At 42.4% G+C, this 25,764-nt stretch carries 19 protein-coding genes and 5 tRNA genes; 4 read left to right on the top strand and 20 right to left on the bottom strand.

What is annotated here, in order from left to right:
• Window positions 1–6: 6 nt before the first annotated feature.
• Window positions 7–1,287: an HlyC/CorC family transporter gene (locus Xish_RS13225; protein ID WP_099118239.1), complete on the top strand. Its 1,281-nt coding sequence runs from the start codon at window positions 7–9 to the stop codon at window positions 1,285–1,287.
• A gap of 196 nt (window positions 1,288–1,483) precedes the next feature.
• On the opposite strand, the gene luxS is transcribed toward Xish_RS13225, so the two are convergent.
• From luxS to gpt, 19 genes are all read right to left on the bottom strand, one after another.
• Window positions 1,484–1,999, bottom strand: coding sequence for an S-ribosylhomocysteine lyase (luxS, locus tag Xish_RS13220; RefSeq protein ID WP_099118238.1), 516 nt, complete (start codon window positions 1,997–1,999; stop codon window positions 1,484–1,486).
• A 168-nt stretch (window positions 2,000–2,167) separates the two neighbouring features.
• Window positions 2,168–3,727, bottom strand: a complete 1,560-nt coding sequence (gene gshA, locus Xish_RS13215) for a glutamate--cysteine ligase (RefSeq protein ID WP_099118237.1) — start codon at window positions 3,725–3,727, stop codon at window positions 2,168–2,170.
• Window positions 3,728–3,924: 197 nt separating this feature from the next.
• A tRNA-Arg gene (locus Xish_RS13210) sits at window positions 3,925–4,001 on the bottom strand.
• A gap of 85 nt (window positions 4,002–4,086) precedes the next feature.
• A tRNA-Arg gene (locus Xish_RS13205) sits at window positions 4,087–4,163 on the bottom strand.
• Window positions 4,164–4,249: 86 nt separating this feature from the next.
• Window positions 4,250–4,326: transfer RNA gene (locus tag Xish_RS13200), tRNA-Arg, on the bottom strand.
• Between the two features lie 82 nt (window positions 4,327–4,408).
• A tRNA-Arg gene (locus Xish_RS13195) sits at window positions 4,409–4,485 on the bottom strand.
• Window positions 4,486–4,492: 7 nt separating this feature from the next.
• A tRNA-Ser gene (locus tag Xish_RS13190) sits at window positions 4,493–4,585 on the bottom strand.
• 404 nt (window positions 4,586–4,989) lie between these two features.
• Complete coding sequence (csrA, locus tag Xish_RS13185; RefSeq protein WP_010845367.1) at window positions 4,990–5,175, bottom strand: carbon storage regulator CsrA; 186 nt, start codon at window positions 5,173–5,175, stop codon at window positions 4,990–4,992.
• Window positions 5,176–5,422: 247 nt separating this feature from the next.
• Window positions 5,423–8,050, bottom strand: coding sequence for an alanine--tRNA ligase (gene alaS, locus Xish_RS13180; protein ID WP_099118236.1), 2,628 nt, complete (start codon window positions 8,048–8,050; stop codon window positions 5,423–5,425).
• Between the two features lie 339 nt (window positions 8,051–8,389).
• Entirely contained in the window at window positions 8,390–9,466 is a 1,077-nt protein-coding gene (recA, locus tag Xish_RS13175; RefSeq protein WP_074023644.1) for a recombinase RecA, read from the bottom strand.
• 103 nt (window positions 9,467–9,569) lie between these two features.
• Window positions 9,570–10,073, bottom strand: coding sequence for a nicotinamide-nucleotide amidase (gene pncC, locus Xish_RS13170; protein ID WP_099118235.1), 504 nt, complete (start codon window positions 10,071–10,073; stop codon window positions 9,570–9,572).
• 25 nt (window positions 10,074–10,098) lie between these two features.
• The gene (gene lplT, locus Xish_RS13165) at window positions 10,099–11,295 is read right to left on the bottom strand and encodes a lysophospholipid transporter LplT (protein WP_099118234.1); all 1,197 of its coding nucleotides are present in this window, start codon (window positions 11,293–11,295) and stop codon (window positions 10,099–10,101) included.
• A 4-nt stretch (window positions 11,296–11,299) separates the two neighbouring features.
• Window positions 11,300–13,450: a bifunctional acyl-ACP--phospholipid O-acyltransferase/long-chain-fatty-acid--ACP ligase gene (gene aas, locus Xish_RS13160; RefSeq protein WP_099118233.1), complete on the bottom strand. Its 2,151-nt coding sequence runs from the start codon at window positions 13,448–13,450 to the stop codon at window positions 11,300–11,302.
• 128 nt (window positions 13,451–13,578) lie between these two features.
• Window positions 13,579–14,109, bottom strand: coding sequence for a shikimate kinase AroL (aroL, locus tag Xish_RS13155; RefSeq protein ID WP_099118232.1), 531 nt, complete (start codon window positions 14,107–14,109; stop codon window positions 13,579–13,581).
• A 166-nt stretch (window positions 14,110–14,275) separates the two neighbouring features.
• Entirely contained in the window at window positions 14,276–15,529 is a 1,254-nt protein-coding gene (proA, locus tag Xish_RS13150; RefSeq protein WP_099118231.1) for a glutamate-5-semialdehyde dehydrogenase, read from the bottom strand.
• 29 nt (window positions 15,530–15,558) lie between these two features.
• Window positions 15,559–16,662 carry a glutamate 5-kinase gene (gene proB, locus Xish_RS13145; protein ID WP_099118760.1) on the bottom strand — a complete coding sequence of 368 codons (1,104 nt, stop codon included), beginning with the start codon at window positions 16,660–16,662 and terminating at the stop codon, window positions 15,559–15,561.
• Between the two features lie 146 nt (window positions 16,663–16,808).
• On the bottom strand, window positions 16,809–17,210 hold the full coding sequence (crl, locus tag Xish_RS13140) for a sigma factor-binding protein Crl (RefSeq protein WP_099118230.1): 402 nt from the start codon (window positions 17,208–17,210) through the stop codon (window positions 16,809–16,811).
• 71 nt (window positions 17,211–17,281) lie between these two features.
• Window positions 17,282–18,529 (bottom strand): esterase FrsA, encoded by a 1,248-nt coding sequence (frsA, locus tag Xish_RS13135; protein ID WP_099118229.1) that lies wholly within the window; start codon window positions 18,527–18,529, stop codon window positions 17,282–17,284.
• A gap of 15 nt (window positions 18,530–18,544) precedes the next feature.
• Window positions 18,545–19,006, bottom strand: a complete 462-nt coding sequence (gpt, locus tag Xish_RS13130) for a xanthine phosphoribosyltransferase (protein WP_099118228.1) — start codon at window positions 19,004–19,006, stop codon at window positions 18,545–18,547.
• A 260-nt stretch (window positions 19,007–19,266) separates the two neighbouring features.
• On the opposite strand from gpt, the gene pepD reads away from it, so the two are divergent.
• Window positions 19,267–20,727, top strand: a complete 1,461-nt coding sequence (gene pepD / locus Xish_RS13125) for a beta-Ala-His dipeptidase (RefSeq protein WP_099118227.1) — start codon at window positions 19,267–19,269, stop codon at window positions 20,725–20,727.
• A gap of 62 nt (window positions 20,728–20,789) precedes the next feature.
• Here the strand turns inward: pepD and dinB are convergent, their stop codons facing one another.
• A complete protein-coding gene (gene dinB / locus Xish_RS13120) occupies window positions 20,790–21,845 on the bottom strand; it encodes a DNA polymerase IV (protein WP_099118226.1) in 1,056 nt (351 codons plus the stop codon).
• 381 nt (window positions 21,846–22,226) lie between these two features.
• Here dinB and Xish_RS13115 point away from each other — a divergent pair, with 381 nt between their 5' ends.
• Together Xish_RS13115 and Xish_RS13110 are read left to right on the top strand one after the other, a co-directional pair.
• On the top strand, window positions 22,227–23,465 hold the full coding sequence (locus Xish_RS13115) for a multidrug effflux MFS transporter (RefSeq protein ID WP_099118225.1): 1,239 nt from the start codon (window positions 22,227–22,229) through the stop codon (window positions 23,463–23,465).
• 5 nt (window positions 23,466–23,470) lie between these two features.
• Complete coding sequence (locus tag Xish_RS13110; protein ID WP_099118224.1) at window positions 23,471–25,759, top strand: ATP-binding cassette domain-containing protein; 2,289 nt, start codon at window positions 23,471–23,473, stop codon at window positions 25,757–25,759.
• Window positions 25,760–25,764 lie beyond the last annotated feature (5 nt).

Here is a 25,764-nt window from a genome sequence, read left to right as displayed (position 1 = left end):
TCTGTTTTGGAAAACGTCTCAACAAGTACACTGATTATAATTCTTGTTGTCATGGTTATTGTTTCAGCTTATTTCTCTGCTTCAGAAACTAGCATGATGACAATCAACCGATATCGCTTACGCCATTTGGCTAAACAGGGGAGTAATCCTGCACGTAGGGTTGAATCTCTGCTGCGTTATCCAGACAGGCTCATTAGTTTGATACTTATCGGCAATAATCTTGTCAATATTTTGGCGTCCTCCCTTGCTACTATCGTTGGTATGCGGCTTTATGGCGATGCTGGTGTTGCGATTGCAACAGGTATACTGACATTCATTATTCTCATTTTTTCTGAAGTGATGCCAAAGACCATCGCAGCGCTTTATCCTGAAAGGGTTGCATTCCCAAGCAGTTTCCTGTTACGCCCACTAGAAAAAATTATGCTGCCCCTTGTTTGGTCATTTAATAGGATAAGTTTGCTATTTATGCGCTGTTTGGGTATTAACACCGCTAATATTCGCAGTGATGCCGTCAGTAAAGACGAGCTACGCACAATTGTAAATGAATCAAATGCCAATCTTTCACGCCGCAATCAGGATATGCTGCTCTCAATATTAGATCTTGAGAAAGTTACCGTTGGTGACATTATGATCCCACGCAATGAAATTGTCGGTATTGATATTAACAATGATTGGAAATCGGTTATCAGGCAACTGACACACTCTCCACATGGACGCATTGTGCTATATCGAGACTCCCTTGATGATGCTATCGGTATGCTTCGGGTGCGTGAAGCCTATCGACTGATGATGGAGAAAAAAGAATTTACAAAAAGAACTTTACTCAAAGCCGCAGATAAAATTTATTTCATCCCAGTTAGCACACCATTAAATATCCAGCTTATTAATTTCCAACGTAACAAACAGAAAGCTGGTTTGATCGTTGATGAATATGGCGATATTCAAGGGTTAGTGACTGTAGAGGATATTTTGGAGGAAATTGTCGGCGATTTTACCACCTCCATGTCGCCAACTCTGGCAGAAGAAGTTCTTCCACAAAGTGACGGAACCGTTTTGGTTGATGGTACAGCCAATATCCGTGAATTAAATAAAGCTTTCGGTTGGGCACTTCCCGAAGATGGCCCAAGGACAATGAATGGAATGATTCTGGAAGTACTAGGTGAAATTCCCAAATTAAATGTTCAAGTGAAGATTAGTGAATACAATTTTGAGGTTCTTGCGGTACACGATAATGTTATCAAGCAGGTTCGTGTCACACCGATGAAAAAAGCACAGAACAAAGCATAAGATCTGATGAATAATCTAATCGTCGTCATACACTCAGGTTAAAAATATCCAACTTCACCGATGGGAAGAATTAAATTTTTGTTAATCATTATCTTTGTCTCCAGTTTTTTATACGTGGACTTTTAAATAATTAAGAAAAAAGAACACAGTACAGGGCTAGCAGAATAAGCTAGCCCTTCAACAAAATAAAGTGGGTTTAAACCTGAAGCTCCACAAGTTTTTCTTCAGGCAACACCAATTCATCGTTATAATTAACACGAACACCAGAATCAAGAATACGCTGAGCAATATCTTGAGCTTCTTTCAGTGAGTGCATTTCATATGTACCGCACTGATAAATGTTCAATTCAGGGATCTGGCTCTGATCTTGAACTTTTAACACATCTTCCATTGCAGCTTTCCAAGCCTCAGCCACTCTCGATTCTTCTGGAATACCGATCAAGCTCATATAAAAACCAGTACGGCATCCCATTGGAGAGATATCAATAATTTCAACACCATCACCGTTCAAATGATTGCGCATAAACCCCGCAAACAAATGCTCAAGTGTGTGAATGCCTCGTTCTGGCATTACTGCTTTATTAGGAACACAAAAACGTAAATCAAATACTGTGATAGTATCGCCGTGAGGCGTTTTCATTTTCTTGGCAACTCTAACAGCAGGTGCAGCCATACGAGTATGGTCAACTGTAAAACTATCCAATAAAGGCATAATACTACCTCCTGAGGTATCAGATTTTTTACGAAATTTTTTCAAATAAATGAAACCATTTCATTTGCGGCTGGTCATAAGATATGAAGACGCGCAAAATTGTTATCATCCCTATTCTCTAAGATATTTTATTTGGCCACCAATGGTGGCCGTTTTCTTTTTTAATGTTTAATGCCCTGCATGAAGTTGTAAATATTCTTCAAAACTCATGTTATCTTGCTGTTCAAGGCCATGCTGACGTGATACAGAAGCTTCACGTTCAACAGAAAAATTTTCATCATTCAAAATTGAATAATGTTCTTCAGTCAATTCACTATGATACTGGCCTGCCAGTTCCAACCCAAAACCTACTATCCCCTGAGATTTCATCTTGTCCAAGACACGCGCTGAAAACGTTAGTGATGGATCTTCAAACATATTAACCAATTCTTTACAAACTGATTGATATTGAGTTCCTGAACAGGCATCCAGAACCTCAGCAACTCGCTCTAAGTCCCTGAATAATTCTTGCCCTACGATCTTAAGCGGCTGTTGTTCAATCCCATAACCAAGGCCAATAGACAACCCAGGCTTGCGCCCTTCTAAGATAACCTTATTCCAGTTTCCACGGCAACATGCAAGTTCCTCATTTCCCATTTCAGGAGCATCAGCCAGAGCACACCATATCAAGAATAAGTCAAGAAAACGAATTTGCGTCTCATCAACCCCAATAGAGGAAAAAGGATTAATATCTAAAGAACGAACTTCAATATACTCTATACCACCTCTCAACAAAGCATCTGAAGGTGATTCTCCCTCTTTTGTGACCCGTTTTGGACGTATCGGTGCGTACAACTCATTTTCAATTTGAAGAACATTAGTATTGAGCTGTAAATACTTATTCCCTTTTTTGATACCGATTGTCGCAAATTCTTCAGATGGTTTATGAATTGCTTTCTTAAGTCCCTCTACATAGGTAAGGAGATGATTAAAAGTAATATTTAGATCACTTTGTGATTTATTGGTATACCCAAGATCACTCATCCTCAACGAAGTCGCATAAGGCAGATAACAAGTCCCTCTTTCTGTCTCCTCAAAAGATAATGCTGTATTTCGCCCACGTAAGAATGAAGAACAAATTGCCGGTGATGCACCAAATAAATAAGGGATCACCCAGCCGAAACGGTAATAATTGCGGATTAAACGGAGGTAACCATCTGAGATCTGCTCCTTTCCTGTTTCAGCGTCTTTAATACCTAACCATGCCTGCCAAAAACTCATTGGCAGAGAAAAGTTATAGTGCACACCAGAAATTGTTTGCATTAGTGCGCCATAACGGCTCTTTAATCCTTCACGGTACAAGGTCTTAAAGCGGCCCAAATTGGACGTACCATATTGAGCCAAAGTGATATTTTCTTCTTCGTCGATAAAACATGGCATACTTAAAGGCCACATTTTTTCATTGCTCAGATTCCGGGCGGTATAGATATGCAAATCTTTAAGGAAAGCAATGGTTCTATCTATATTGCTATCAACAGGGGTAATAAACTCCAATAGAGATTCAGCAAAATCAGTTGTAATCCATTTATGCGTTAAAGAAGCACCAAGTGATTTTGGATGCTCCGTCTTAGCTAAATGACCGTCTGGAGTAACACGCAATGTTTCACGTTCAATGCCACGACAAATACCATTTAATACGGTAGGGTTTGCCTCTAACCATGACAATGCTTTTGATACGTCCGGGATCAATTTGTCCTCCCGTGGAGTTGAAGAGATTATTACTAAAAGTTTACTTTATATGAAACAAGTCAAGTTGTCGCTGATTACATAGAGGGGGTAACGCACCACCGCACAAATTATAAACAGAATTAATGAAAAAATGTTATATTTGAACGGAATGCAAAAAAAGAAAAAACCCCATCCTTAATAAGGAAGGGGTTTTAATCTGGTGCATCCAGGAGGATTCGAACCTCCGACCGCTCGGTTCGTAGCCGAGTACTCTATCCAACTGAGCTATGGATGCGTTGTCAGTTTTCTATTTCTGCTCAGGCATGTTGATTGCCTGACTTGACAGAATTTTGATATCCCAAAATCAGGATATTTAAATATGGTGCATCCAGGAGGATTCGAACCTCCGACCGCTCGGTTCGTAGCCGAGTACTCTATCCAGCTGAGCTATGGATGCGTTGTCGGTTTTCTATTTCTGTTCAGGCGCTGTTGATTGCCTGACTTGACAGAATTTTGATATCCCAAAATCAGGATACTTAAATATGGTGCATCCAGGAGGATTCGAACCTCCGACCGCTCGGTTCGTAGCCGAGTACTCTATCCAGCTGAGCTATGGATGCGTTGTCGGTTTTCTATTTCTTCTCAGGCGCTAATGATTGCCCGACTAGAATTGAGATACCTAAAAAATCGCGGTGTTTAAACTGGTGCATCCAGGAGGATTCGAACCTCCGACCGCTCGGTTCGTAGCCGAGTACTCTATCCAGCTGAGCTATGGATGCATATTAATGGCGGTGAGGGAGGGATTCGAACCCTCGATGCAGCTCTTAACCACATACTCCCTTAGCAGGGGAGCGCCTTCAGCCTCTCGGCCACCTCACCATTTTTAAAACCTGCGACTTAGAATCTTTTGTTAGGCTCTTCGTCGCTGCGATGGCGCACATATTACTTTCCCTGCCTGATAAGTCAAACAGTTTTTCGCAACTTTTTTCCGTTTGGGCATTTAACACGCAAAACGCTTGATTTAACCCCTAAGAGATTGTTTTATCAACAGCGAAATAATCTAAAAACTGTTAAAATTTATGAAAATGATTATTCATCTCTATAGACTCATGAACGAGGCTTTTTCAACAGATAGAAAATAAAAAGACATGAGAGAATAGAATTAGAGTATCAAAAAGAGATAAACATAACAGGGCTAAACAGGAAAGCAGAAAGAAACAGAAAAAAGAAAGGAGTAGAGTAGCGCCCAGGTCTTAAAAAAAAGCATGGACGCCATTCTTGAATTAAAAAGTTGTAGGCTGGGATTTCTCCGCCTGAATCCGTTGATAAATTTCTTCACGGTGAACAGAAACTTCCTTGGGCGCATTTACACCAATGCGAACTTGGTTGCCTTTAACTCCCAGTACTGTGACTGTTACCTCATCGCCTATCATGAGCGTTTCACCAACTCGACGAGTCAGAATAAGCATTCTTTGCTCCTTGAAAATTTAAAAGAGTCGGGTCTCTAGGTTTCCCCGCTATTATCCATCAAACACCGTGAAAACGTAAAGCAATGATATCTACTTAAAGTATAAGCAGTTTTGAACACATTTCCTATATCTATAGGATAGCTAAAATATAAGTATGTGCCCAACATTTCAACAATTTCACAACAAAAAACATCCGGCACCATAAAAAAACACTTTCACGGTGCCGCTGCTGTCACGGCAATACCAACTATAACCGCAATGTTACCCACTCTTCTACACTGGCCAACGCAGAAGAAAGTGCGGTTACATCAGTCCCGCCAGCCTGAGCCAGATCGGGACGACCTCCTCCTTTACCTCCAACCTGTTGGGCAACAAAAGAGATTAAATCGCCTGCTTTTATTCTAGCAGTCAAATCCTTCGTTATACCAACAATTAGACTGACTTTATCACCAGTCACTGTAGAAAGCACAATAATTGCTGATCCTAACTGATTTTTCAGATCATCAACCATCGTTCTGAGCATTTTCGGCTCTATATCACCTAATTGAGTTACCAGTAGACGAGCGCCTTGGATTTCCTTGGCTTGATTAGCCAAAGAGGAGCTTTCCTGAGCTGCTTGCTGAGATTTCAACTGTTGCAACTCTTTTTCCAACTGTTTCGTTTTGTCCAGTGTCGTTTTCACTTTCTCATTCAGGCTACTGATATCACCTTTCACCAAATGAGCGATGTCTTGCAGTAAATCAGCCTGTTGATAGACAGAGTTTAGCGCAGTTTGCCCCGTGATGGCTTCAATACGACGAATTCCGGCTGCTGTACCTGATTCACTAGATATACGTAACAACCCTATATCACCTGTTCGGCTAGCATGAGTACCACCACATAATTCGGTAGAAAAACCTCCCATGCTAAGTACACGTACTTTTTCGTCATATTTCTCGCCAAACAGTGCCATAGCACCTTTCGCTTTTGCTTCTTCCAGCTCCATTAGTTCTGTAACAATTGGGGAATTTTTGCGAATCTCTTCATTCACCAAGTTTTCGACTTGACGGATCTGTTCTGGCTTCATGGACTCAAAGTGAGAGAAGTCAAAGCGCAGATATTTATCATTTACTAAAGAGCCTTTCTGGGCAACATGTTCTCCCAAAATTTGACGTAATGCCGCATGTAATAAATGGGTCGCTGAATGATTCAAACGGATCGCATCTCTGCGTGCCACATCAATTTCAGCATCAACTGCATAATTAATACTCAAACTACCGCTTGTCAACTTACCGATGTGACCAATTGCCTGAGCATATTTTTGTGTATCAACGACTTCGAATACACCATTGTCATTCAACAATTTACCCGTATCACCAACCTGTCCACCAGATTCAGCATAGAAAGCGGTTTTATCGAGTATAATAATCGCTTCTTCACCAGCATGAATTTGCTCAACAGCTTGGCCATTGCGGAAGATAGCGATAACAGTAGCTTGCTGTGAGTTATGTTCATAACCACAAAAATCACTGCGTCCATCAACTTTGATCAGCTCATTGTAATCTGTACCAAAACCACTGGATTCACGGGCGCGACGACGCTGGTTTTCCATCGCTGCACCGAAACCAACTTCATCAACTTTGATATTACGTTCGCGGCAAACATCCGCAGTCAAGTCAACAGGGAAACCATAGGTATCATACAAACGGAAAGCCGTTTCACCGTCGAGCGTATCACCAGATAATTTAGCCAGCTCTTCATCCAGCAACTGCAAGCCACGTTCCAAAGTACGAGCAAACTGTTCTTCTTCAGTTTTTAATACCTGCTCAACCAAAGCCTGCTGCTGTTTCAGCTCTTCACCAGCCGCCCCCATGAATTTAATCAGTGGTGCAACCAGCTTGTAGAAGAAGGCTTCTTTTGCCCCCAACATGTTGCCATGACGGACAGCACGGCGAATGATACGACGAAGTACATAGCCACGGTTTTCGTTGGATGGAATAACCCCATCGCAAATCAAGAACGCACACGCACGGATATGGTCTGCAACAACACGCAGAGATTTATTGGTAAGATCTGTTGCTCCTGTCACTTTTGCAACCGAAGCAATTAAGTTTTGGAATAAGTCTATCTCGTAGTTGGAATTAACGTGTTGCAAGACGGCTGTGATACGTTCCAGCCCCATACCGGTATCAACTGAAGGTTTTGGCAACGGTTCCATAGTGCCATCGGCATGGCGGTTAAATTGCATGAAAACGATGTTCCAAATTTCAATATACCTGTCACCGTCTTCTTCTGGGCTGCCTGGAGGGCCTCCCCAAATATGCTCACCGTGGTCGTAAAAAATCTCTGTACAAGGACCACATGGGCCGGTATCCCCCATTTGCCAGAAATTATCTGACGCATATGGAGCACCTTTATTATCGCCTATACGAATAATTCTTTCTGCCGGAACACCGACCTCTTTATGCCAGATGTCATAAGCTTCATCGTCTGTTTCATAGACAGTAACCCACAGTTTTTCTTTTGGCAGGTTAAACCACCCTTCACTGGTCAGCAACTCCCATGCGTATTTAATTGCATCTTGTTTAAAATAATCGCCAAAACTGAAATTACCCAACATTTCGAAGAAAGTGTGGTGACGGGCTGTATAACCTACATTTTCTAAATCGTTATGCTTACCGCCAGCACGAACGCAGCGCTGAGCCGTTGTTGCTCTAGAATAAGGTCTATTATCCAATCCCAGAAAGACATCTTTGAACTGGTTCATCCCTGCGTTGGTGAACAACAATGTTGGATCATTGGTTGGCACCAACGAGCTGCTTGGTACTATCTGGTGCCCTTTAGTATGAAAAAAGTCAAGAAACGCCTGACGGATCTCAGCGGTGCTTTTGCTCATAATTGTCCCGAAATCAAGCTGAAAAAACAGATCTATGAATGGTTAAGGTGATATATCGCACCACCATTTCAACTCACGAATAAATTAAAGTAGGGTTAAGATAGAGTGTCTTCCATAAGAAGTAAAATCCCATATAAATCCATTCGCCTTCCAGCATTGTAATTCGTCTAAGGATTTTCTGAAAGTCTGTTAGTGACACCTGTTTCAATACGCCTATTTCAAGGATGTTTATTTTCTTTATGAAAACAGGTGTAAAAAAAACCACACCCGATATGGATGTGGTTTTTAAAGGCCAAATTAGCTCTGCATTATGAATAAATACGGAAGTAGAATAATTAATTAAAATTCTTCGTTATTCACTTCTTCACCGTTGTCTTCATAATCAGTCACGTAATCCGTAGCTGCGCTACTGAACTCACCTGTATTATTCAACAGTAAATCACGCAATTTTTTATCCAGTTCGGATGCAATTTCGGGGTGTTCTTTCAAGTACATAGTGGCATTGGCTTTACCTTGTCCAATTTTTTCGCCACTGTAGCTATACCATGCGCCTGCTTTTTCTACCATCTTGTGTTTAACACCCAGATCAACCAATTCACCAAAAGTGTTAATACCTTCACCATAGAGAATTTGGAATTCAGCTTGTTTAAATGGCGCAGCAACCTTGTTCTTGACCACTTTCACACGCGTTTCGCTACCAACCACTTCGTCGCTATTTTTCACTGAACCAGTGCGACGGATATCCAAACGGACAGATGCATAGAACTTCAGCGCATTACCACCAGTGGTTGTTTCAGGATTACCAAACATCACACCAATTTTCATGCGGATCTGGTTGATAAAGATCAACAAGGTATTCGAGTTTTTCAAATTCCCTGCTAATTTACGCATCGCTTGGCTCATCATACGTGCAGCCAGACCCATATGAGAGTCGCCGATTTCACCTTCAATTTCTGCTTTTGGTGTTAATGCTGCAACCGAGTCGACAATAATTACATCAACAGCACCAGAACGTGACAAGGCATCACAGATTTCTAATGCCTGTTCGCCAGTATCAGGCTGAGAACACAACAGATTATCAATATCTACGCCCAGTTTTTTCGCATAAACTGGATCAAGAGCATGTTCGGCATCAATAAAAGCACAAGTTCTGCCTTCGCGCTGAGCAGCAGCAATAACTTGCAATGTCAGTGTTGTTTTACCGGAAGATTCTGGTCCATATATCTCAACAATACGACCCATTGGCAAACCACCCGCACCCAATGCAATATCCAGTGACAAGGAGCCGGTAGAGATGGTTTCAACATCCATTGAGCGGTTTTCACCTAAACGCATGATGGAACCTTTACCAAATTGTTTCTCAATTTGGCCCAGCGCTGCTGCTAGTGCTTTTTGTTTGTTTTCATCGTTAGCCATGTTTACTCCTTCGCAAGCAATGAAGGGGCTGCCTCACTGCTGATAAACTGTTTCTGATACCAAAGTGCCGTATGATTATACTGTATAATCATACAGCATCAAGCTAATTTTTTATGATTTCATCCAATACGATCTTTAAAGAAAAAATGACAGCTTGTAGACGTACAGCATTACGATCACCCGAAAAATGCTGACGATATGTTACAACCTGAATGTTTTCATTAACGTAAAAGGCAAACCCAAACCAAACCGTGCCAGTCGGTTTTTCTTTACTTCCCCCTTCTGGCCCAGCAATGCCACTGACAGCAACAGAAACGTCGGCCTTAGCAACGGTTAATGCCCCTGTAGCCATCTCTTTTACAACCTGCTCACTTACCGCACCAAATTGCGCCAATGACTCTGGCAAGACGCCCAGCATTTCATGCTTAGCATCATTACTGTAAGTCACAAAACCACGATTAAAATAGGCCGAACTTCCTGCGATATCTGTGATCACTTTAGCTATCCAACCTCCTGTACAAGATTCTGCACAGGTCACGGATAATTTTTTCTGTTTTAATCTCTTTCCGAGTTCAATACTAAGCTGATTCAGGATTTTTTCATCCATAACAGGCCTTCAATTCTATAAGAAATTAATTTTTCCGAAGCAGATCCCAAATCCATAGCCCCCCAATTGCCAAAGAAAGCAAGATACCAAAACCAATGCCAACAGTAACAACCGAGGCTCCCGACATAACGGAAACCGAATACAGCCCCAGCATTACCAACATAGCACTATTTTCGCCCAAGTTTTGCACAGCAACGGCTTTACCTGCTCCCATCGAATGCTTTCCATGTTCTTGTAATAGCGCATTTAATGGAACGACAAAAAGCCCACCAAATACTCCAAGGACGATCAAAATTAAGTAGGAAAATACGATTGATTGCTGAGTAGCAAAAAGAATCACCATGAGCCCAATTATGATCCCCGCTGGCATACAGCGACGCACAGTTTTCAATGTAATAAATCGCGCAGCTAAACCTGCGCCAACAATGATACCAATCGCAACTACTGCATTCATCAATGTAGGGATCGTATTGCCATCAATACCCAGTACAACAGGAACCCATGCGACTAACAGGAAGCGCAGCGTAATGCCAGCGCCCCAAAACAGGCTAGTACCTACCAGTGAAAAGCGCGTTTCCTGATTACGCCAAAGTGAAGCACAAACTATCATGAAATCCACCAACATTTTTTTAGGATCCCAACCCTTGCCTTCACGAGCCGCTGCCAAACGAGGTATAAAGAAATTAGATACGACCGCGGTGCCATACAATAAGGCACAAAGCCCTAATGCCAGTACCAAACTCACATCAGAAAGGAAACCGCCAGCAACTGAGCCAATCAGGATCGCTGCAATGGTAGAGGCTTCCATCATGCCATTGGCTTTTACCAAACGCCCACCATCTGTCAACTCCCCTAAGATCCCATACTTAGCAGGAGAATAGGCCGCAGCCCCAATTCCCACTAAGGTATATCCCAGAAAAGGATTCATATCGATACAGATGCTGATAGCACCAAGCAATTTGATACCGTTAGAGAAGAGCATGACACGCCCTTTTGCAAACCGATCAGCAATTTGCCCTACAAAAGGGGCAAATATGATATAAGTCAGGACAAAAACAATTTGCAGTGCTGGCCAACTCCATTCAGGATAAGACTCTGCTTTTAATTGAGCTAAGATAGCAAAAAACAAAGCATTATCAGCAAAAGCAGAGAGAAATTGTGACAACAATACTGCTTTCATTCCGCGGGATAGTAGCGGTTGTGTTTCTACAGTGACATCCATTTCCTTACTCCTGTTCAGCCATTTCTCTTAGGGTGACAAAATCCGGTTTGCCACTACCGAGCAAAGGAAGTTGCCGCACATAACGAATATCTCGTGGAACCGACAACTCAGGCATCCCTATTTCACGTGCCATTCCCAACATTCTATTTCTATTTAGATTGACATCGGTTGTGAACAATACCAGTGCTTCGCCTTTGCTTTGATCACTTCTGGTTGTAACCGCATGTAGAGCATCAGCAGAAACGTGAGAGGCTATTTGTTCCACAGCTTCGAGAGATACCATTTCCCCTGCAAGCTTAGCAAATCGTTTAACTCGTCCTTTGATCGTATAGAAACCCTCTTCATCAATAGAAACGATATCACCGGTATCATACCAGCCAATTTGATTATTCCCTTCTGCGTCTTCGGCAGATGGTGGTTCCAAACGGTCAGGGGCTTCAACTTTCAGATATCCTTTCATGACATTTGGCCCACGTAGCTGTAAGCGACCTCCCCTCTCAATACCCTGTATAGGCAGTAAACGGACTTCCATACCAGGTAAGATCCGCCCGACTGTCCCCGTTTTTGCCGCCATCGGAACATTGATTGCCACTACCGGCGCACACTCCGTCACGCCATAACCTTCCAGAATACGGATACCGAATTTATCTTGCCAAACTCGCTTAGTATTTTCTGACAGTTTTTCTGCTCCGGCTACCACATAACGCAGGCGGGCAAAATCATAAGGATGGGCAAAACGAGCATAATTACCCAAGAAAGTCGATGTTCCAAACAACACGGTACAATTACGGTCATAGACCAATTCAGGAATAACACGATAGTGTAGTGGGCTTGGGTAAAGGAATACACGACAGCCTGTCATTAATGGAGTAAATAGACCAACTGTTAGGCCAAAAGCATGAAACAGTGGTAAGGAAGACATAAAGCGATCCAGCGGAGTAAAATCAGCAACAGTTTTTATCTGCTCAACGTTCGCCAATAAGCTGGCATGGCTGTGAACAACACCTTTGGGTGCACCTTCTGAGCCTGACGTAAATAGGATCAATGCATCATCATCTGGCTTTTGTGAAATCAAAGTGGCTTTGGAAGGAAAAATCAAATGCCACAATATCCAAAGCTTATCTTCCCGCGTGATCGTCTCTTTCAAATCTTCGAGATATACCCAATTGGCTTCAGTCACCTGTTCTGGCAGATGAGTCAATTGCCCCTTTTCCAGAAATTGGCGGGATGTCACGATGGTTTTAATGGTTGCCGCCTGCATGGCATTCTTAATCCCGCTGCTTCCTGCCGTATAGTTCAAAAGAGCCGGTATTCGCCCTTTCAATGAAGCACCATATAGGGTAGCCGCCATCACAGTCGCATTTGGCAACAACAGGCCAATTCGCTCACCTTCTTGTGTAAAACGTTCTAAGATCCGGCTGATTCCCAATATTTTTTTCAGTAATGAGTGATAACTATCTTCTTTAAAATTCACATCTTCAATGCAGGGCTTAAAACGGCCAAACCGTTTTTGCGCAGTTAGGTAAGCGCTAAATAACGTCTCCTTTAGGTGCGTCTGCATTCTCACATCCATCATAATGGCGTGGAGATGTTCTCCTGCTAAACGACGTCGTGTTGTTGAATCAGGGGCATCCGGCATTGGCAGATCGACGGCAGGTAAAATTTTGAGGGTGATTTTCGGAAACCAATGTAGCTTCATAATTCCTTTTAACCGACCAAAAACCGTTTGTTCTGCCCCGTCAATTCGGATTGGTACTACTTTTGCTCCTGATTTCGCGGCAATAAATGCAGCACCATCGTAAATCTTCATAAGGGAACCAGTTACAGTGATCCTCCCTTCGGGAAAAATCACAATCGGGCGTCCTTTATCTACTTCTTTAACCAATGTCCTGACTGCCATTGGGTTGGTAGGATCCAGAGGGACAACATCCGCATAAGACTTGATAAATTTGAGAAAACCACGAGTCGCAATATTAGAATAAATAGCAAATACAGGCTTTATCGGCAGGAATAGCCCAATTAACAGGCCATCCAGAAACGAAACATGATTGGGAGTAATAATACATTTAGTGTGTTGTTGTAGCTGTTTGGTGTCACCTTCAATGGTAATCCTGAAAAGTACACGAATAAGTAACCGAATAAAATTTAAGAGCATATCCATATCTCAAATATAATTAATAAAATTAAAGTGAGTAAGCAGAATGATACTATAAGTTGTACGGGCAATTTGTTATATCAGATTTCCTTGTCAGTTAGAAAATAAACTTAAACATCGTTGATATATCAAATTAATTTGTTTTTCTGGTTTAAAATATAAGATTTAACGTGAGATACGATATATTCCGTTGTAAGATTGGCATCAACAATGAAACTGGCACACTCTTGGTATAGCTGTTCTCTTTCAACCAATATTCCCGCCATTTCTTCTATGATGGACTTCCCTGTTAGGCTAGGGCGCTGTGAGTTCTCTGGATTAAGGGATAATCTCTGCCCCAAAACTGTTGCAGATGCCTGTAAATAAATCACAATACCATTTTGTTGCATATATTGGCGATTCTCAAGCGACAACACCATTCCTCCACCTGTTGAAATGACACATTCACTCTGGCTGACTGCTTTCAACGTTTGGCTTTCTAATTTTCTGAAATGTTCCCAGCCATATTGTTTAACAAGCTCAGCGATCGTCATTTCATTGATGGTCTGGATACTTTCATCGGTGTCAATAAATTTATACGATAGCGCTTCAGACAACAACTTACCTATTGTCGTCTTCCCTGCACCTCGTGCACCTACGATGAATAGAGTTTGTTTCATTTCGTTGTTTTCCCGAAGAGTTTATAAGAATGAACCTAAACACAAAGTGTAGTAACTAAATATTTACACCAGTGTAAAAAGACATTTTTAATGGATCAAAAAGTCACACCTAAAATTAAGTGTGACCCAGCATAGTTCAATAAAATCTAATTAAAGTAGAATATAGTCAACTTCGAGGTAAATAATTACCATAACCAACCCATTTATACGTTGTCAGTGCATCAAGCCCCATTGGGCCTCGGGAGTGTAATTTCTGGGTACTGACAGCCACTTCTGCCCCCAGACCAAATTGCCCCCCATCGGTAAAACGCGTACTTGCATTCACATATACCGCGGCTGAGTCCACATGACGCACAAAATAATCAGCCTGCTGCAAAGATTCCGTCAGGATCGCATCAGAATGGGCAGTGCCATAAGTACGAATGTGCTCAATAGCGCGATCAATATCACTGACAATTTCTACATTCATATCTAAAGATAACCACTCATCACAGTAATCTTCCTCTGCCACTTCAACGACAGTTGCAGGCCCCTCTTGCAGCAATAGCATCGCTGATTTGCTGGCGTGTAATGTCACTCCCTGCTCTTTCATTTTGGTGCTCAAAACTGGCAGGAAATCGGCTGCTATTTTTTCATGTACTAATAATGTTTCCAATGAATTACAGGCACTTGGACGCTGAACTTTCGCATTAGTAATGATTTCCAGTGCTTTTTCAATATTGATGGTTTCATCCACAAATGTGTGACAAACACCAATACCGCCAGTAATCACGGGAATAGTCGATTGTTCCCGGCACAATTTATGTAACCCAGCCCCTCCCCTAGGGATCAGCATATCGACATAACGATCCATTTTCAGCAATTCAGCCACCAACTCACGATCAGGTTTATTGATAGCCTGAACCGCAGCAGCCGGCAATCCACTTTGTTCCAATGCCTGCTGTATAACTTTAACCATAGCTTGATTAGTATGGTGAGTTTCTTTGCCACCACGCAATATCACTGCATTACCTGTTTTCAGACATAACGATGCCACATCAATGGTAACATTCGGGCGAGCTTCATATATTACGCCGATAACGCCCAACGGCACTCGGCGACGGCTCAATTGCAATCCATTATCCAATAATTGCCCATCGATAACTTGCCCTACAGGATCAGCCAAACGGCAGACCTGGCGCACGTCACTAGCAATGGCATTCAACCGTTCTGGTGTTAGTAATAGCCGATCGAGCAGTGCTTCACTCATTCCCTGTTCACGAGCTTGCTTCATATCTTGCTGGTTGGCAGCAAGAATCTCTTCAATCTCTGCCTCCAACAAATCAGCAATGTGATTCAATGCTTGGTTTTTCTGGTTGCTACTCAATTGTGCCAACTGCCACGATGCTGCTTTGGCTGCTTTTCCCATCTGCTCTAGCATGGTGAAATCCTTAACTCACGATCAATTCATTAAATTACGATCAAATCGTCACGGTGAACCGCAACAGCGCCATATTCATAACCCAGTATCTGGCTAATTTGCTGTGAATGATGGCCTGCAATCAGGCGTAATGCATCACTGTTATAACGGCACACACCATGAGCCAAATCTTTGCCCGATAGACTGCGGATACAAATAACTTCACCACGGGAAAAATCACCTTTAACGTTTTTGATCCCTTTTGGCAGCAACGAACTGCCTTTCCCAACAATTGCTGCTTCCGCACCATGATCGACAATAATCTCCCCTGCCGGAGGTGCTCCAAAAATCCAACGTTTGCGGTTTTCCATCGGGCTAGTCAGACCATGAAAACGTGTTCCAACCGATTTTCCTTCAATAACATCAGCAATAACGTCTGGCTTATTACCGGCTGCAATAATAACATCAATGCCAGCCCGTCCGGCCACGCCTGCCGCCTGAAGTTTTGTCGCCATTCCTCCCGTTCCTAAACCCGAAACACTGTCTCCGGCCATCATTTTCAGCTCATCGCTGATATCATGCACTTCAGAGATCAATTTCGCATCAGGGTTACTACGAGGATCAGCGGTATAAAGCCCTGCTATATCGGTCAGAAGCAACAACTTATCGGCACTACCCAAAATTGCAGCCAGTGCAGAAAGATTATCATTGTCACCCACTTTAATCTCTGCTGTCGCAACGGCATCATTTTCATTAATAATGGGAACAATGTGATTATCAAGCAAAGCCTGAAGGGTATCCCGTGCATTCAGGAAGCGCTCACGGTCTTCCAAATCTGCACGGGTCAAGAGCATTTGCCCAACGTGAATACCATAAATAGAGAAAAGCTGCTCCCACAATTGGATCAGGCGGCTTTGCCCAACGGCTGCCAGCAATTGTTTTGAAGCAATCGTTGCCGGAAGATCAGGGTATCCTAAATGTTCACGCCCAGCGGCAATCGCACCAGAAGTCACAATAATAATGCGGTGACCTTTTTCATGCTGTTGAGCACATTGACGAACCAGTTCCACAATATGGGCACGATTCAAACGACGAGAGCCACCGGTCAATACACTCGTTCCCAGTTTTACAACCAATGTTTGGCTGCCATTCATCATATTTCTGCCATTACAGTTAATTTGAAAAAACGATTAGTTTAAAAAAAACCGAAGCTTAAAAAAACAATGTTCAGTTTTAACAGGAGAGAGGCGTTATGCCAACTGGCATAACGCAAAATTTAGCAAAAGCAGGTTAAAAAAAATCACGCTACCACTTGCGTTTGTAGAGTGGCGGTATTTTCAGAGGGGATCAATGTCAGTTTAAGAGTTTCAAAAGAATCAACCAGACGTTTATGGAATGCCTGTAAAGTTGATTCAAGGTGCTCCAGATCGGCCTTCTTTTTGATATTCATGACACTCCATTCGCCATGTTTATCGAATAAACCTATCTGATAGTTGTATACAAAACCTTGCTTCTGTTCTTCTAGCTCTAACCACCATCCCCAAAATTCACGTTTTTCCGGTGCCGCTTTAGCGCTGACACAAACAGCTAAACAGTCAAAGAAAAAATAACCATTTTGGCACTTTAATTCACGTACATACGGCCCTAATGCAGAAAAGCACTTTAACAACCTATTTTTAGAATAACTTGCAGGTAAAGTCATACAAAGGTCTCCTTATATACAGAACACCTTTGTATCAAACAATTAAAAAATATCAAGTGATAAATTTCGCTTTATAAAACTTTATCTTTCAACCATACGCTTATTTCGTGTAATGCTTTATTGAAACCACTATAAACTGATGTAGCAGAAATAGCCCGTAATGAACCATCCATTGATGACATAGCAATTAATTTCGAATCTTTCCTTGGGCTGAAAATATCATCTTCCCAATACACCGACAACATAGGCACAGTACAACGACGACCTAATAACCCTTGATTCTTCAATGAATAACATGCCAGTTCTGAACGCAATCTCTTTGCATCAACGTGATAAATACCTAAGCGACTAGCCAAGACGTCGATATACATTGACGGAATTTTCTGCTGTAATTTTTCATCATGCAGTAATTCATGCACAATCGGGCCGACTACCGATACGCCTTTAATCAGTTTCGGCTCCAGATAGGCAAGTCGAACAGCGATATTTGCCCCAAAACGAAAACCAAATACACCTACCCGAGTATGATCAATCCACGGCACGCTATTTAGCTGTTGTAAAACTTGTTGATGAAGTGCGCATGTATCCTGCGTCAAGGTAAATTTAGCGGAATAACCAACAGAAGGCATATCCACCGTTAACATGGCAAAACCAAGAGGCGAGAAGTGTTCACGAAACAATCGCCAGCAATCACTCTGTACATTATCGAGGCTGGCACAAACTAATATTGTCGGACAAGGTCCTTGTACATGGGAAGGCAGGTGCAATAATCCAGTAACACTTTTCCCCCCTTCCAACTGGAATTCCAGCTTTTTCAATTCATAGTCAGAAAAACGCGCTGCGTTTTCATAGGCTTTATTAGCCAGCACAATGGCCTGATCTGCCAGCTCATCACCGCGCAAATGAGGATAAGCGGCAATACTATATAGGGTTGCAGCTTTTAACCAATATGCTCCGGCTTTTTCCGTATCTTCAGTACGCAATGCTTCCTGTTGCCAGTACATTGCCTGCTGAGACCACTCAAAGGCCCAGTTTCCTTTACGATAGCCGATCACAGTATCCAACAAATGTTCAGTACTGCGCTCGGCATCTGTCACGGCAATCCGACTGAGAACATCTTGAATTTCCAGCGGATTGACTCCCCTCCAGATCCAAGCGAGCCAATTAATCATGCGATACCAACGCTCGCGGCGCTCCCCACCAAGCATACTATCACTGGTAGTTACAGATTGTGGGTGAGTATATTTTACCAGTGTAGAGGTTTCCCGATGTTTAAACCGAGGCTTAAACAGCGATTCTGAAAGGTTTTTTTTCGTCATAACAAAAGAAAAATCTTACTGTTTGTCACAAACTGGTGGAACGAAAACGACGCCCATATCCCATGGCTGCTCAATCCATGTGTTTTGGGGAATGTCAATAACATAATCATCTACAAGAGGGCGACCGGCAGGTTTGGCAAAAATCGTGACGAAGTGAGCTTTAGGATACATTTCACGGATTGCCTGGGCAGTGCCTCCGGTATCAACCAGATCATCAATAACAATGAACCCTTCACCGTCACCTTCCGCTTTTTTTAGTATTTTCAACTCGCGCTGATTATCGTGATCATAGCTGGAAATACAGACAGTATCGACATGACGAATGCCCAATTCGCGAGCCAGTAACGCTCCCGGAACAAGGCCACCACGGCTAACGGCAATAATGCCTTTCCACTGTTCTACGGGAAGTAAACGTTGCGCCAATTGACGGGCATGTATTTGCAACATATCCCACGTTACAACATATTTTTCACTCATAAAGTTAGATCCTGGAGACTAAAGAATATTTCAGAAAAGCGTTTTTTTGCGGAAAAAAGGTTGCGCGAGATTATAGTGATTTGAACCAACAAAAACCAGTAAAAACAAGGTAAGCCCTCATTCTTACTGCCCATTGCTGGCAATAAAATGATATTCTCAAGCATAGCAGGATATTAGGCCAATGCAGATGACAAAAACGCCCTGATGTGTCAAACAGTACCACTTCCTTCTCATTAAGATTCAGTTACAGGAGATTCGCCGTGTCCGAATTATCAACGCTATCCCCACCCTCCTTATGGGATATTTTTGCCCAGATTTGCTCCATCCCTCATCCTTCCTATCACGAAGAGGCTCTCGCATCCCATATTATTGAGTGGGCAACAAGCAAAGACTTCCATGTAGAGCGGGATGAAGTGGGTAATATTTTGATCAGAAAGCCAGCTTCAAAAGGCATGGAAAACCGCAAAGCTGTTGTACTTCAAGCGCACCTTGATATGGTTCCACAAAAAAATAACGATACCCAACATGATTTCACACAAGATCCTATTTGCCCTTATATTGATGGTGATTGGGTTACGGCTGATGGTACAACGTTAGGCGCGGATAACGGTATCGGTATGGCTTCCGCTTTGGCGGTATTGGCGGATGAATCCGTTAAACACGGCCCATTGGAGGTTTTGCTGACCATGACTGAAGAAGCCGGTATGGATGGCGCATTTGGCCTGAAACCTGACTGGCTGCAAGCTGATATTCTGATCAATACCGATTCAGAAGAAGAAGGCGAAATCTACATGGGTTGTGCGGGCGGCATTGATTTTTTCACAACCTTACGACTGTCCCGTGAAGCGCTGCCAGATAATTATAAGACGCTGAAATTAACTATTAAGGGATTAAAAGGTGGTCATTCTGGTGGCGATATTCATCTTGGATTGGGTAATGCCAACAAATTACTGGCTCGTTTCCTGGCTGCGTATTCCAGTGAGTTGGATCTGAAATTAATTCATCTGCAAGGCGGAACCCTGCGCAATGCCATTCCTCGTGAAGGTTATGCCGTGATTGCTATTCCTGCTGATAAAGCCGAAAAACTCAATCAAATAAAAAGCAGCTATCTGGAGACATTGAAAAACGAATACTCCGTCGTTGAACATAAGCTTACTCTCTTGTTAGATGAAACCGAAACATCATCACAAGCGCTAACAGCAGATTGCCAGACTCGCTTCATATCCATGCTCAATAGCATGCCGAATGGTGTTATTCGTATGAGTGATGTAGCCAAAGGTGTTGTAGAAACTTCGCTGAACGTAGGCGTTATCACCATGGACGAAGAGAAAGCCGAGATTATCTGCCTGATCCGTTCACTTATCGAAAGTGGCAAGGTTTACGTTGCTGAAATGCTGCACTCGCTGGCAAAACTGTCTGGCGCAGAAACCGTGACAAGTGGCAGCTATCCGGGCTGGCAACCTGACGCCAATTCTCCAATCATGCATTTAGTACGTGAAACTTATCATCAACTCTTCGATAAGACGCCGAACATTATGGTGATCCACGCCGGTTTAGAGTGTGGACTCTTCAAAAAACCGTATCCTGCTATGGACATGGTTTCTATCGGCCCAACCATTCGGGGTGCCCATTCCCCTGATGAGAAAGTACACATTAAAAGTGTCGGTCAATATTGGCAGCTACTCACTGCAATTCTAAAAGCTATTCCGGCTAAAGAATAATAGAAAGTTATACTGCCTCTCCCCTGCCATCTGCTTGTGGGGGAGATTGTGTTTTTTACACCTTACCATTCCAATAAAAGCTGGCGTTCCAGTTGTGGGTTTTGTAATGTCACATGCAGACCTACCAACCTGACTCCTCGCCCTTCCCTGCGTGTTTCCCAAGCCTGCCTGGCTATTTGAATCAGATCGTGTTTATCCAACATAGGGTGGACATGTTCCTGTGTTGTCAATTGAAAATCATCAAACTTTAATTTGATACCTTGGCGGGCAATGCGGAGATCAGGCTTTACCTTTTCCAGCCGTTTTTTCAGCTCAGGATAAAGTTTTTCAATCAGCTCCACACATTCATGCCATTGATGGATATCCTGCGCCAAAGTTCTTTCTACCCCAACCGATTTACGCAAGCGTTCCTGTGTAATTGGTCTTTCATCAATACCGTGACAGCGTTCCCAAAGTGACAATCCAAACTTACCCAAACTTTTTATTAGTATCAGCTTGTCATAACGTTGCACATCAGAACAGGTTTCCAATCCCATGTCTGATAAACGCTTGGCTGTGACTTTTCCGACACCAGGAATTTTGCGTAATGGCAATGAGTTAACAAAAGCCTCTACTTGTTCAGGAGAAATAACATATTGCCCATTGGGTTTATTGATATCAGAAGCAATTTTGGCTAAAAACCTGACGGGTGCAACGCCTGCGGAAGCGGTTAACTGCAATTCATCAAAAATTATCTGACGAATTTCTTGAGCAATCAACGTGGCAGAACCGTGACAATAATGGCAATTCGTCACATCCAAATAGGCTTCATCTAAAGAAAGAGGTTCAATCAATTCAGTGTAACGGGAAAAAATTTGGCGGATATGTTGAGATATTTCTTTATAATGCGCCATTCTGCCAGGAATAACTTTCAATTGGGGGCAAAGCTTTAATGCCATGGCGGTGGACATCGCACTATGCACCCCAAAACGACGGGCAGGGTAATTTGCCGTGCTAATTACCCCCCTTCGATCAGCGCTCCCGCCAACTGCAACCGGAATATCGCGAAGGGAAGGATTATCCCGCATTTCGATGGCAGCAAAAAAGCAATCCATATCAATATGAATAATTTTTCGCATCTGCTCTCCCCATGCCAAACAACTGTATAAATATACAGAAAGAGATCATGAAACTCTAGCTAATTTTTCAGCAAAAATTCAACAAATTGATTTCTTGGATATCCTTATAGGATAAAAATAATTTCCATTTTGAAATCAAATTTACCCTAAGCCATAGATTTTATGCTATCTTATATTACGATGAAAATGACAACAAAAAACAATAAATATAATAAATAACATATTCTTACAACAATTACCTCATCTAATCAAAAAGGTTGAATAGGATTCAATATCGCATGGATTTTGTCAGCACCACGAAGAGTATAATTTCTATTTTGAAATCATTTTTTTGCGGTGTTATAGTCTTCATAATATTTTTATTATCCGAGATGAATGACAGTGAAAAAATCAGAAAACACAATAAGTAACAGTTATTTAAATCAAACCGCTTCACCTAACCAAAAGAGTGAACTGGGATTCAAACTTGTTCTGGTTCTGGGAATGTTGAGTGCCATTGGCGCTCTTTCAACCGACATATACCTTCCTTTATTCCCCGCCATGTCACATGCACTAGTCACGACTCAGGCTGGTATTCAATTAAGTCTAACTTCCTTTATGGCGGGTCTTGCAATTGGACAATTAATCATTGGTCCCTGGTCGGATGCTATTGGCAGGAGAAAACTGTTATTAGGTGGCATGATTTTGCTAACTGTAGCATCAATTGCTTGTTCATTATCTGCAAATATTGAGATGTTAATCATTAGCCGCTTTTTTCAAGGTGCTGGTGGCGCATCAGGTATTGTTCTGACACGAGCCATTGTTTCCGACCTCAGTTTCGGTAACAAAGCCGCTTACTATTTCAATCTAATGCTGGCAATACAAGGTGCAGCACCAATAGTTGCTCCATTGATAGGAGGAATTGCTGCTTATTTCCCGTGGCAGGTTGTATTTATCTTTATGGCGGTTATTTCACTGATAATTACCACCTTAACGTTCGTTTATGTACCGGAAAGTTTACCGGATAAATCAGCATCTGGTGGCAATAAGAACAGTCTGGTTAAGCAATTTTTAAAACTGTTCAAAAATAGAACCTATATGGGATATACCCTAATATTCTCCTCTACTTTTGGGGCACTGTTTGCCTATATTTCAGCATCACCTTTTATATACCAGTCCATGTTTAAATTCAGTCCTGGATTTTTTTCCATTGTATTTGCGATTAATGCCGGAATTATGATGTTCAGCAGCATACTGAGTGCCCGATGGGTTGAGCGGTTCGGTGCCAGAACGCTTGTCATAATTGGTGTTGTAACCACTTTCGTCTTAGCTTGTTTGCTACTGATTGTGAATTATCTCAGCCTCTATCAGCTTGAGTTAACGACGGCAATTTTCATGATGCTTATGTTTACGATGGCATTTATTTTTGGCAATGCAGCTAGTTTAGCATTAACAGCAGTTCCTGATGTAAGAGGGGCTGGCTCTGCTATCCTCGGTGCTCTTCAATTTGGCGCGGCTTCTTTGACGGCATTTTTAACTGGTCTTGGCAAATCTGTGTCTCTGTTTCCTATATCTATTGTATTAATCGGCTGTGGGATTATCACTCTCTTTTCCCTGATGTTAGTGCGTGTAAGGAGATAAATGAAATGAGAAATCATGAACAAAACACTATTGTAATTCGTGGTGCAAGGCAAAATAACCTTAAGAGTATTGATTTACGTATTCCTAAGAATGTCATCACTGTGTTCACTGGTGTTTCTGGTTCAGGTAAAAGCTCTCTTGTATTCGGTACAATTGCTGCGGAATCCCAAAGACAGCTCAATGATACTTTTCCGCCTTATATTCGGCATCGGTTACCGTACTATGGTCAGCCTGATGTCGATGAGATAAATAACCTTACCACCGCGATTATCATTAACCAAAGGCGGATTGGGGAAAATGTCCGCTCGACGGTGGGTACAGCATCAGATATTTATACTTTATTGCGCCTTTTGTTTTCCCGAATCGGTAAACCCTTTGTCGGGTATTCCAACATTTTCTCTTTCAACCACCCATCAGGTATGTGCCCCAATTGTGAGGGGCTGGGCATTGCCAGTACGATAGATGTAAAAAAACTGCTGAATGAAGACAAATCTCTGAATGAAGGTGCAATCGCATATTCCTCATTTGCACCAGGCACCTGGCGGTGGCGCCGATATGTTCATTCGGGGTTGTTTGATAATAATAAGAAAATCGCCGATTATTCGACAGAAGAACGCCAGCTTTTGCTTTACGCGGATAACATTGCACCGACCACCCCATCCCCTGACTGGCCTAAATCTGCCCGATTTGAAGGACTCATTCCCAGATTCACGCGCAGTTATCTTGTAAAAGATAACAAAGAGTACCAAAGTGAAGAATTTCGGAATATTGTTTCAATGAAACAGTGTCCTGCCTGTCATGGACAGAGACTTAATAAACAGATCCTGTCATGCTCAATTCAGGGTAAAAGTATCGGTGATTGTGTCGATATGCCGATTATAGCGCTGAGCCAGTTTATCGCAACACTGGTTGCTCCTTCAGTGAGCACGCTAATTGATGCCTTAAAAGAACGTTTAGCCTCAATGTGCTCTGTCGGTCTGGGATATCTAAACCTTAACCGTTCAACCCCAACATTATCAGGTGGAGAGTCGCAACGATTAAAAATGGTGCGACATTTAGGCAGCAGTCTCACCGGAATGACTTATATCATTGATGAACCCAGCACCGGATTACATCCCGCCGATATAGCAAAACTTAATACACTGATTCAGCAATTACGTGACAAGGGCAACACTATCTTGATGGTCGAACATGACCCGGATGTCATTAAAATCGCAGATCATGTCATTGATTTAGGCCCCTGTGCAGGTGATAACGGTGGAATTATCACTTATCAGGGCAATCTGAGTGGGTTACGAGCCTCTGGCACATTAACAGGAAAATATCTGTCTCAAACAACCCGCCTTAATCGAAATCCCGAAAAACCACTTGGTTATATCTCTGTCAGAAACGCAACACTACATAATCTTAAAGAGATATCGATAGAGGTTCCGCTGGGAATAATGCTTGCTGTCAGTGGCGTAGCAGGCTCCGGAAAAAGCTCCTTAATTATGGGAGAGGTTGTTCCTCAATGTACAAATGCGGTTGTTATCGACCAAAAACCCATTCATACCTCGAAACGCTCACATATTGCATCGTGGAGCGGTATTTTTGAACACATCCGAGAGCGTTTTGCGCTGGCTAATCACGTGGATAAATCGTGGTTTTCCCCCAATGCGAAGGGCGGATGTCCGGAATGCAAAGGATTAGGCGTGATTGAAACCGATTTGGCTTTTATGGATTCGATATCCTTGCCTTGTGAAGCTTGTCAGGGGCAAAAATTCAATAAAAAAACTTTAAATTATAAATATAAAGGAAAAATGATTGTTGAACTCATGAATATGAGTATTACTCAGGCAACAAATTTTTTTGCGGGAGACAGCCAGATCCAACCCACATTAGAGAATATTCAGAGTGTCGGGTTAGGTTATATGCGCCTCGGTGAATCGCTTGATCACCTGTCTGGGGGAGAGTGTCAAAGACTGAAACTGGCATCTTACCTTAACAATAAAGGTGACGTGTATGTCTTTGATGAACCGACAACCGGTCTTCATCCTTCTGATGTGGAGGTACTTATTACGTTGTTTCGCCGCCTTGTCGAACAGGGAAACTCTGTTTTGATCATTGAACACAATATAGAAGTTATTGCAGAAGCGGATTGGATTATTGATTTAGGTGAAGGCGCAGGGACTGAGGGTGGTCAGGTGATGTTCAGTGGCACACCACAGGCGATGTTTGAAGAGGGTAATTCATTGACCGCAGATTATTTACGTCAACATTGTCGCTCAATAAAACCAGAAAAAATAAAATGCTAATTAAT

Source organism: Xenorhabdus ishibashii, assembly GCF_002632755.1.
Lineage (GTDB): Bacteria > Pseudomonadota > Gammaproteobacteria > Enterobacterales > Enterobacteriaceae > Xenorhabdus > Xenorhabdus ishibashii.
The sequence above is the reverse complement of the archived record's forward strand: the minus strand, read 5'-3'. Positions and strand labels throughout refer to the sequence as shown.